The organism is Actinomadura geliboluensis, from assembly GCF_005889745.1.
Classification (GTDB): domain Bacteria; phylum Actinomycetota; class Actinomycetes; order Streptosporangiales; family Streptosporangiaceae; genus Spirillospora; species Spirillospora geliboluensis.
Map to the genome: position 1 here is coordinate 1 of NZ_VCKZ01000312.1, position 11,051 is coordinate 11,051.

General features: G+C 65.1%; 5 protein-coding genes and 1 pseudogene. 5 read left to right on the forward strand and 1 reads right to left on the reverse strand.

Translation table 11 applies throughout. The features are described from left to right. The 5 genes from ETD96_RS32250 to ETD96_RS32265 form a co-directional block, all read left to right on the forward strand. On the forward strand, positions 1 to 1,909 hold a 1,909-nt coding region (locus tag ETD96_RS32250), incomplete at its 5' end, for a LamG domain-containing protein (protein WP_138640268.1). Between the two features lie 178 nt (positions 1,910 to 2,087). Next, on the forward strand, positions 2,088 to 8,933 hold the full coding sequence (locus tag ETD96_RS32255; RefSeq protein WP_171069337.1) for an RHS repeat-associated core domain-containing protein: 6,846 nt from the start codon (positions 2,088 to 2,090) through the stop codon (positions 8,931 to 8,933). Positions 8,934 to 8,966: 33 nt separating this feature from the next. Further along, the gene (locus tag ETD96_RS32260) at positions 8,967 to 9,389 is read left to right on the forward strand and encodes a DUF6896 domain-containing protein (RefSeq protein WP_138640270.1); all 423 of its coding nucleotides are present in this window, start codon (positions 8,967 to 8,969) and stop codon (positions 9,387 to 9,389) included. Positions 9,390 to 10,026: 637 nt separating this feature from the next. Next, on the forward strand, positions 10,027 to 10,179 hold the full coding sequence (locus ETD96_RS45200; protein WP_171069338.1) for a hypothetical protein: 153 nt from the start codon (positions 10,027 to 10,029) through the stop codon (positions 10,177 to 10,179). Positions 10,180 to 10,382: 203 nt separating this feature from the next. Then, a complete protein-coding gene (locus ETD96_RS32265) occupies positions 10,383 to 10,901 on the forward strand; it encodes a hypothetical protein (RefSeq protein ID WP_138640271.1) in 519 nt (172 codons plus the stop codon). A gap of 33 nt (positions 10,902 to 10,934) precedes the next feature. On the opposite strand, the pseudogene ETD96_RS32270 reads toward ETD96_RS32265, so the two are convergent. Further along, positions 10,935 to 11,051, reverse strand: a pseudogene (locus tag ETD96_RS32270) (IS5/IS1182 family transposase); the annotation flags it as partial.

The following is an 11,051-nucleotide window of genomic DNA, read 5'->3' on the forward strand; positions in this document are numbered from 1 at the left end:
GAACGGCTCCGCGTTGACGTTGGATGGGACGACCGGGTACGCAGAGAGCGGCCCGCCAGCCGTTGACACCACCCAGAGCTTCACGGTCTCGGCATGGGCGAAGCCGGACCAGACGAAGATCGGTGACCTGGTCGCGCAGCTCGGCAGCTACCAGGGCGGCTTCTACTTGGGGATGGAGCCCGATGGGCATGCCGTGCTCAAGTGGCCGACGACTGATACGAATGACGGCGGCGGTGTCTGGCAGACGGCGACGGACGATGTGCCGCTTCCCCTCGGGCAGTGGAGCCATTTGATCGGTGTGTACGACAAGACCGCAGCACAGACGCGGCTCTATGTGAACGGCGAGCTCCAGGCGACGAGGAGCAGCGTCACGCCCCTGGAATCGCATGGTCCGCTGCACATCGGCCGAAGCCAGTACAACGGCTTCGTCGTCAACAATTGGCCGGGAGCGATCGACGACGTCCGGGTGTTCGACCAGGCCTTGTCCGGCACTCAGGCTCAGCAGCTCGCCGGCGGCACCGTCCCCGCGGGCGCGGGGCTGGTGGCGGACTGGAACATGGAGGAGCCGGCGGGCAAGCCCGTGGTCTACAGCCCGGTCGCACCGTCGAAGGCCACCTTGCACAACGGTGCCGCTTTGGGTGTGCCGGGGCAGGCGAATACGGCACTGCAGTTGGATGGATCGGCTGGTTATGCCGCGACCGGTGCGCCGGTGGTCGATACCAGTAAGAGTTTTGCAGTATCGGTCTGGGCCAAGGTGGATGCGAGCGCTCCGGGTACTGACTTCACGGCGTTGTCGATGGAGGGGGTTCACGAGAGCGCCTTCTATCTGAAGTATGTCAAGGACACGCAGAAGTGGGTGTTCGGGCGTACGGCGACTGACACCGCGGACGCACCCGGGTGGTACCAGGCGTCGTCCAAAGAGCCTGCTCAGTCCGGCGCGTGGACGCATCTGGTCGGTGTTTGGGACGCGCTGTCCGGCAGGATGCGGCTGTACGTCAACGGAGACCGCGGCAACGACAGCCCTGTCACACCGGCGATGTGGCGGGCTGTGGGGGGCCTGCAGATCGGTCGCGCGAAGTACAAGGGCGTCCAAGTCGACCACTGGCCCGGTCTGCTCGATGATGTGCGGGTCTACGACCGAATCGTTGGTGACCGGGAAGCCGAGGTCCTCGTCACCCAGCATCCCGTCCTCAAGGCCCGGTGGATCTTGAATGAGGACGGTTCGGGCGAGGCCAAGAGCGGCGCGGCTCCCGCGTTGACCCTCCACAACGGCGCGTTCATCGATCCGGCGGCGGGGTTCAAGGAGTGGGGGTCGACGGCCGGATTGAAGCTGAGCCCGCTGCAGAAGGCTTTCGCCGAGACCTCCAGCCCGGTGGTAGTGACGGACGAGAGCTTCACGATCGCTGGATGGGTGCGCAATGCTGGGCGACCATCGCAGCCTGCCACGGTGTTCTCCCAGCCGGGTGCCAACACGAACGCGTTCGCGCTGCGATACGTGCCGGGCGAGGATCCGGAGGAGCAGGGCGTCTGGCAGGTAGCGATGCACAACTCAGATGACGCGGGTGCCACGCCGTTGACGGCGTCGCACGCGGGGTTCAATGCGCAGAACTGGTCGCATCTTGCGGTGGTGTACGACGCGCTGCGCGACCGGGTCAGCCTGTACGTCGACGGACATCTGGAGCAGATCGCCGGCAACGTGTCGCAAGCAAAGGGAGTCGTGGCCTTCGAGGCGAAGGGCAACGGCGGCTTGCAGGTGGGACGTACCAAGTTCGGCGATCCCAACGGCAACGGCAGCGAGTACTGGACCGACGCCGTCGACGACGTGTGGGCCTACCAGGGCGCGTTGACCGTCGACCAGATCCAGATGCTGGCCAGCGGTCTCGAACTGCCGACCAAGGACGGCCCCTAGCAACCATTCGGATCTGTCGCTCCACGCGAGGGGGCGGCAGAGCAGCCGGATCCGTGTCCCCTCTCTTCGTGAACTCGTACTACGCCCCCGCCGGGCGGTGCCGATGGAGGACGTTGTGAACGCAGGCCGCAAGAGGCTGGTACTGGGATCGCGCCGAGCGGTGACCAGGGTCGCGGCCGTGACGGCGCTGATGATGCCGACCGGGCTGCTGTCGGTGCCGCCGGCGCTGGCCGATTTGCCTAACTCCCATCGTCCCAAGGTCGACGATCATGAGAAGCCGGTGCCGGGCCGTGACTTGAAGGTCCGGCCACGCAAGGCCGATCCGGTCCAGCCGCTGCCTGCTGCCAAGGCGGCGTGGCCAAGCGTCGGCGCCGCCGAGGTCGACGTCCCTTCCGGCGGCAAGGACGCCGGGGCACGCGCGGGCAAGCTGCCGATCCAGGTGCTGCCGCCCGTGGAGCAGCGCCGGTCGGCGCGGGCGGTCGCGGTCGCGGAGCGCGTACGGGTCCAGGTACTCGACCAGGCGAGCAGCCAACGGCTTGGTGTGGCGGGGGTGGCGTTCACGGTGGCGCGCACGGATGCGGCAGCGCCCGGCCGGGTGAAGGTGCGGCTCGACTATTCGAAGTTCGCGCAGGCGTTCGGCGGCTCCTACGGCGCTCGGCTGCACCTCGAGAAACTGCCGCAGTGCGCCCTGACGACTCCGGACAAACCCGAATGCCGCACTGGCGAGCCGGTGACGACCGACAACGACGCGGCGGCCAGGACACTGACCGCCGAAGTCGAGGCCGCCCCGGCGGCCTCATCTGGTGCGCGGACGGCGGCGGCCGGGCCGAACGCGACGCTGCTGGTCGCGGCCGCGGACTCCGACAGCTCGCAGGGCGACTACAAGGCGACGTCCCTGGCGGCGTCGGCGACCTGGAAGGCCGGCGGGAACGCCGGCGACTTCACCTGGTCGTACCCGATGCGCGTTCCGCCCGTCCCCAGCGGGCTGACACCGAAGGTCGCGATCTCCTACTCCTCGGGGAGCGTCGACGGCCGGACCTCGAATACCAACGGCCAGCCGTCCTGGGTCGGCGAAGGCTTCGACCTGTCACCCGGCTTCATCGAGCGCGGCTACAAGTCGTGCGAGGACGACGGCGCGCCCAAGGATCAATGGGGTAACTCGCCTGGGGACCGGTGCTGGGGTTACGACAATGCAACCGTGACCTGGGGCGGCAGGGGCGGCGAGCTGATCAAGACGTCCGACGGCTCCTGGCGGACGAAGAACGACGACGGCACCAAGTTTGAGAAACTCACCAGCTCGGCCACCGGCAACGGTGACGACAACGGCGAGTACTGGCGGGTCACCACCACCGACGGCACCGAGTACTACTTCGGGCTGAACCGGCTCCCTGGCTGGGAGGACGGTAAACCGGAAACTGGCTCGACCTGGACGTCCCCGGTGTACGGCGACGACTCTGGAGAGCCCTGTCACGAGTCGACCTTCGCCGCGTCCTGGTGTCAGCAGGCGTACCGCTGGAACCTCGACTACGTCGTCGACCCCGCTGGGAACGCCATCAACTACACCTACGGCAAGGAGATCAACCACTACGGCCGCAACATCAAGGCCGAGGACGAGACCCCTTACGTCCGCGGGGGCTACCTGAAGACGATCTCTTACGGGCTCCGCAAGGACGCGCTGTTCGCCACCCCTCCCGCCCAGGTCACCTTCACCACCTCCGAGCGCTGCATTCCGGATGCGAACTTCGACTGCGACCCGTCCAAGATCGGCAGTAACCCCGACAAGTGGTGGGACGTCCCCTGGGACCTGAACTGCAACTCCGGCCAGGAATGCAAGGATACGCACGGCGGCCTGTCACCTACGTTCTGGTCCCGCAAGCGGCTCACGAAGGTCACCACGCAGATCCTCAAGCCAGATGGCTCCGGATACCGTCCGGTGGACTCGTGGTCGCTGGACCACCAGTGGAAGCTGGCGGACATCGAGCGGGACCTGGTCCTGAAGGAGATTACCCACACCGGCCGCGCCTCGACCGACGGAAGCGACCCGGTGACGCTGCCGAAGGTGACCTTCAACCACGTGCAGATGGACAACCGGCTGGACAAGACCGGCGACGACATCCTGGCCTACACCCGCTACCGGCTCGGCGCCATCTACGACGAGTCCGGCGGGCAGATCGACATCGCCTACTCCGACCCCGACTGCACCCTGTCCAACCTGCCGACCCCGGAGACCAATACCACCCGCTGCATGCCGGTCATCTGGACACCACCCGGCCGCGAAGACCCGATCACCGACTGGTTCCACAAGTACGTGGTGACCAGCGTGATTCAGACCGACCGCACCGGGCTGGCACCGGACATGGCCACCAGGTACGAGTATCTGGGCGGTGCGGCCTGGCACTTCGACGACGACGACGGGCTGACCAAGGAGAAGGAGAAGACCTGGTCGCAGTGGCGCGGCTACGGCCAGGTCCGCACCCGCACCGGCGACTTCGACGACCCAGCCACCCAGACCGACACCTACTACCTGCGCGGCATGGACGGCGACCGCAAGACAAAATCCGGCGGAGAGAAGAGCATCACCGTCTCCGACGGAGAAGGCGGCACCTACACCGACCACGAGGCCCTGGCCGGGTTCACGCTCAAGAACGTCCAATACACCGCGCCCGGCGGGAGTGTTCACAGCAAGACCGTCAACACGCCATGGCGGGTGCAGACGGCTTCGCGCACCCGGTCATGGGGGACCACCACCGCCAACGTCGTCCGCACCGACACGTCCCATACCTGGACGGCCAAGGACGGCGGCGGCTGGACCGAGACCAAGACCGAAACCGACTACGCCGGTTCAGGCGCGGGCGTCGGGCGGGTCACATCCGTCAACGACTTGGGCGATGCCACCACGGCCGCCGACGACAAGTGCACCCGCACCACCTACGCCGACAACACCGGCAAGTGGATGGTGGTTTTCCCGTCCCGGGTGGAGACCGTCTCGGTCGCCTGCAGCGCGACGCCCGACCGTCCCGCCCAGGTCGTCGCGGACGTGCGCACCCATTACGACAACGGCGGCTTCGGCGACGCCCCCTCCCTGGGCCGCGCCACCAAACTCGAGGAGGCGTCCGGGTACGACGGCGGCGCCCCGACGTACGTCATAAAGTCCAAGACCACCTACGACTCCGTCGGACGCAAGACGAAGGTGGAGGATGCGCTAGGGCAGGTCACCACCACCACTTACACCGACACGCGTGGCCTGACAACCGGGACGCAAACGACCACTCCCCCGGCCACACCGGGCAACGCGGCCACGGCACTGACCACCGTGCAGGTACTGGATCCGGCCTGGGGGCTGCCGACCCGCACCACCGACGCCAACGGACTGCACACCGATCTCGTCTATGACGGGCTCGGACGGCTGACCGAGGTGTGGCTGCCCAACCGGTCCAAGGCGGCCGGTGACCAGAAGCCGAACTACGAGTTCACGTATCGGGTGGCCGAGGGGCAGATCACCGCCGTCACCACCGAGGCCCTCACCAGCGGCGGCGGGCAGCGGGTCGCCAAGATAGAACTGCTGGACGGCTGGCTGCGGCCCCGGCAGACCCAGGCGCCCGGTCCGGGCGGCCGCCTGATCGGCGACACCTTCTACGACGAGCGCGGCCAGGTCGTCAAGTCCTACGCTCCCTACACCGCAGCCGGCGATCCGGAGACGACCCTGTTCGGGGTCGGCACCCCCGGCAACATCGAGACCCAGACCCGCACCGAGTACGACGGGCTGGGCCGCAAGACCGTCGAGAAGCTCACCAAGGGCAACGGGTCGCAGCCGGAGCAGGAGTTGTGGCGCACCACCTACTCCTACAGCGGTGGCAACCGCGTCTCGGTCACCCCGCCCGGTGGCGGCACGCCGACCACCGAGATCAGCGACGCCCGCGGCCAGGTGATCGAACGCCGCCAGTACAAGGCGGCCACCCCGACTGGGGACTTCGACGCCACCACCTACACCTACACCCCGTCCGGCGAGATCGCCTCGGTCACCGACCCGTCCGGCAACACCTTCACCACCACCTACGACCTGCGCGGCCGCAAGACCAAGACCACTGACCCCGACAAGGGCACCACCACCTTCACCTACGACGACCTCGGGCGGCCGACCTCGACCAACGACGCCCGCGGGAAGACGGTCTTCACCGACTACGACGGGCTGGGCCGTAAGACCGCCACCCACGAAGGGACGGCCGGTGGGCCGCTCCTCACCTCGTTCACCTATGACACCGCGGTCGGCGGCAAGGGCAAGCTCTCGAAGGCGATCCGCCACCACGACGGCGCGCAGTACATCAACCAGGTGCGCGGCTACGACGAACTGGGACGTGTCGAGGCGGCCAGCGTAACCATCCCCGCGCAGCAGGGTGCGCTGGCCGGTACCTACATGTCCACGAAGGCCTACAACCTGGACGGCACCGTCCAGAGCGAAAGCCCTGCCGCCGCCGGAGGACTGCCCTACGAGACCATCGTCCACAACTACGACACCTGGCTGCGCCCAACTCGGCTTGCCAGCCAAAAGGGCACCTACGTCAACGACACCGTCTATACCGCCACCGGCAAGCCCCTCATCCTCGAACTCGGCGTCGAACCCAGACGGGTCTGGCAGACCTTCGCCTACCAGTACGGCACTCAGCGGCTGGACCGCGCCCGCAGCTACCGTGAGGGCGTCGCCGGCAACGACCGCAATGCGGTGTACCACTACACCGACGCCGGCACCATCACGTCCATCACCGACACCTCCCGCGACGGTGTCGACAACCAGTGCTTCACCTACGACCACCTGCAGCGCGTCACCCAAGCCTGGACGCAGGGCACCAGCGACGCCTGCGCGGCCGAACCCACCGACGCGGTGATCGGCGGCCCGGCGCCGTACTGGCAGAGCTTCACGTATGACAAGGCCGGCAACCGCACCGGTGAGACTCGCCATGGCCTCGCCGGTGTGGCGAACACCGTCCGCACCTACACCTACGCCTCCCCAGGGCAGGGCAGCCGCCTCCAGCAGATCAGCCAGACCGGACCCGCCGGGCAGCGCACTGACAGCTACACCTACGACGTCACCGGCAATACCACGGCCGTCCAGACCGCCGACGGCAGCCCCACCACCGCGACGCAGACCTTCGAGTGGGACACCGAAGGGAAATTGGCCAAGGTCACCGAGAACGGCAGCGACGAAACCTACATCTACGACGCCGACGGCAACCGGCTGATCCGCAAGGACCCCGCCGGCACCACCCTCTATCTGCCTGACGGCACCGAACTGCGTGCTCTCAACGGTGCCTCCACCGCGACCGGCACCCGCTACTACAGCTTCGGCGGCAAGACCGTCGCGATGCGCACCTCTAACGGCCCCGTCACCTACCTGACCAGTGACCACCAGGGCACCGGTCAGGTCGCAGTCAACGCCGCCACCATGGCGAGCACGATCCGCCGCTTCACCCCGTTCGGGGCCATCCGCGGCCTCGACGATGACGCCACCTGGCCGAACGGCAAGGGTTTCGTTGGCGGCACCCAAGACTCCACGGGCCTCACCCACCTTGGCGCCCGCGAATACGACCCAGACACCGGCCGCTTCATCTCCGTCGACCCCCTCATGGACCAGGCCGACCCCCAGCAGATGAACGGCTATACCTACGCCAACAACAGCCCCGTCAGCAGCTCGGACCCTGACGGTGCCATGCACGTCGGCCCGGGAGGTGCCCCCAGCGACAGGTACTGGGGCTGCAACTCTGGTAGTCCGGCCTGCGACGGCGTGAGCCATTGGCGCGGCGACAGCAGTTTCGACAAGGTCAAATACCCCGTCACCTATCCGCACCGGGGAATGCTCCCGGAGAAGCTGAAGCGGACGACCTACCGCCGGCTGGTCAGCGCGTTCGTCCATAGTCCGCCCAACCCCCGGAAAGATCTAGAGGGATTCGCTCTGGGACTGCAAGGGAAACTGGCGTACTGCTCGGACTACAGCAACGACCCGATCTGCAGCTCCGCAACGCCTGGCCTGCATGACTTCCTGGACATCATCGGCATGGTTCCAGCCGTGGGGGACGCCTCCGACATCATCAACGCCATCGCCTATGCCGTGGAGGGCGATTGGAAGAACGCGGGCATTTCTACCGTGGCCCTGCTCCCCGTGATCGGCCAGGCCGCCGCCGGAGCGCGGCTGGCCCGAAAGGTCCCCACAGGATGCGTGAGCAGTTTCGTCCCAGGGACGCGGGTCCTCTTGGCTGACGGAACCAGCAAGGCCATCGAAGACCTGCACGTCGGAGACGAAATCCTGGCCACCGACCCCGAAACCGGGGAGACCACGGCGGAACCCGTCCTCGGCACGATCACCAGCAAGGGCGACAAGAACCTCGTTCAGATCACCGTCAACGAGAAGGCTCCCGCCTTCGGCTGGGTGACTGGTGAAGTCCCCAAGCCCGCAGCCGCGGCACCCGCCGTCCTCAACAAGTCGAAGCGCGGCGTCCTCATCGCGACCGACACTCACCCCTTCTGGGTCGCCGGCGGCATCAACGCCTGGGTTGAGGCCACCGACCTCAAGCCCGGCATGTGGCTGCGCACCAGCGCCGGCACCTACGTCCAGGTAAGCGCCACCAAGCACTGGAGCACACAACAGCAACGCGTCCACAACCTCACCATCGCCAACACACACACCTACTATGTGCTCGCTGGAAACAGCTCAGTCCTCGTCCACAATACTGGGTGCGGAACTGCTTCTCCGTACGATCTTAAGCCAACGCACCCAGTCGGACAGAATGGGGTGTCTCGTCGCAACATAGACATCATCGCTAGGAGTATGAAGGAGGACGGGTATATTGGAGAGCCGGTAAAGGTGGTCGAGCACGATGGAATGTTACTGCTGGTTGATGGACATCATCGTGTTCGTGCGGCTAAGCTTGCCGGCCTCGAAGAAGTACCCTACGAGGTCGTCGACCTTCCATGGAACACATCCTACAGGACGATTGATGATGTGCTTGATGGGTGGTATCAAATGCCTTAACAGAAACTGCGTTGCCTGGGGTATGATCTGGCCATGGTCGAACACATCCTTCTCCATGAGGTAGGGCTGTTCTTGGAGACGCTGGAGGCGTTCAGGGGGCGCATACTGGCCGGCCTGTCGGGCGTTGGTTCACTTGGCGAGCTTATTCGCCAAGTGAACCAGCATCAGATTGCCCGTGACGGCTCAATAAATGGTGTTGAATATTCTGTTCATGGGATTGGTTGCCGGCTCTGGGAAGAGGGTGGACGGGGCGTCGACGTCGATGTCCTAGACGGTGACGTCGAGGTCTTTGATGCATGGCGAATTTGGCTATTTACTCAAAATATAACTCCGGCCAAGGCTTGGTCTCTGGATGAAGTTGAAATCTTCTTGGAGCGGCTGGTAGCTGCAGATGTTATCGCTAGAGTAAAGCCCGGATGGTTTTCTGGATCTGCTTTGCGTGGAAGTGATTGCTGAGCCTGGGTTCGTGGTGTAAATTCCGCCGTGGCTGTGAACATCTGATTCTTCTCGAAATAGTGCGCACTCTCTATCGACTCGTATATGCGCTCGAAGGCGTGCTGTAGGTCGTCGGCCAAGGGTGGCGCGTTCGGCGTCGGTGAAGAACGGCGACTAGCGCCACACGGCGACGGAGGCCTTTTGGTCTTTGGTGACTCCGGCTTTCCGGGCCTCGGGCGTGTCAGCGTAATGCAGGCGCTGCTGCCCAGGTAGGCGGGAGTGCGCCCTCGGTCTTCAGTGATGGGGCGCTTCTTTGACAGGCAGCGGATGGGGACGGAGGTGATCAGTGGTCCCTACCGTTGATGCATCCGAGCTCGTAGGGTTCGGATGCCCCGGAGGGGGCGGGTGTGGCTTTCAATGGTCTGCTGTGGTTATGGCGCACTTCGACTCGCCGCCTGCCCCTTCGTGACGGACTCGGCCTCTGATTAAGAGCTGCGAACCGATCGCTGTGTAGGGACCTGGCGGCGAGGTCGTCTGCGGGCTGAACACACAACCTGCTGGTGAGAGGTGCGAGTTGACGCGAGTGTGGGCCGGGGTGGACTCATATTCTGAGGAGGAGTGGCAAGAGGTGGTGGGCGCCTCGCCGGGAAGTGTTCCGGTGCTGGTGCTCACCACTTCCAAGAGTGCGGCGGGGCGCGTGATCCGAGAGGTGTTCCCCTTTTCCCTCTCGGCGACCGTCGTCGATGACGGAAGAGCTCCACTTCGACTGATGACGCTGGAGCAATGGATAGGCCAGGTCACGAAAGAGTGATCCACCTCACCGTCACCGAGCGGATCATGGATTGCTGGCGTATGGGCGGGGAATAGGCTTTCGTGCGGTCAGAAAGATTTCATTGATAGACCTGGAAGTCATCAAGAATTGCTTCTTCGAGACCATCTGCAGGCGTAAGTTCTATCCCGGTCAACATGTGGCTGTGGCGGGAGATCGTGTACTCGAAGCTCGGGGAGTAGTATATGGCTCATATCAGCCCTGACGTCGAACTGGCTCTGGGTTCGGATTTTTTGCAGCATCTCCGTGTGGCTGATGTATGCCCTCCGCTGCGAGCGGTTGTCGGAGGTGGGTGGGTCGTCGATGAGGGAGCGACGCTGCTTTCTGCCTTCCGCGACTCCCACTTCGGGGATCGCTCGGCGTTTTCTACGGTGGGTCAGTACGAAGCGGCCGTCAATGGGCGAGGTATTCCGGAAGATGGCATCGAGCCATCGGGGCTCGAGAAGACCCGGCAGTTGATGCGACGGGGGACGGCGTTCGCGTGGAGCGCGCTCCACGCGGCGAATACGTCGTGGCGAGGAATCGCGCTGACGGCGCGTATATCTGTGGAGCCGACTCTATTCGATCCGGATGTGGTCACTGGGTATGTGACCTTCTTTGCCGCTGAGTTCGCCGACGTGTTGGGCATCAAGCCGCTCGGTGAAGATCAGGGGATTCAAATTCTTCTGGAAAGTGTGGACTGTCTGGATCCGCTGCCATCCTAGCTCCTGCGGTTACATGGCATCAGTGACCCTTTTTCATCCTCGGGTGGCTTCGTAGTTCTGTAGGACGGCGATGGCCTTGACGAAGTGGCCGGCCTTGCTGGGGCTGCAGCGGAGCTTGCGGAGGATTCGCCAGCTCTTGAGCTGGGCGTT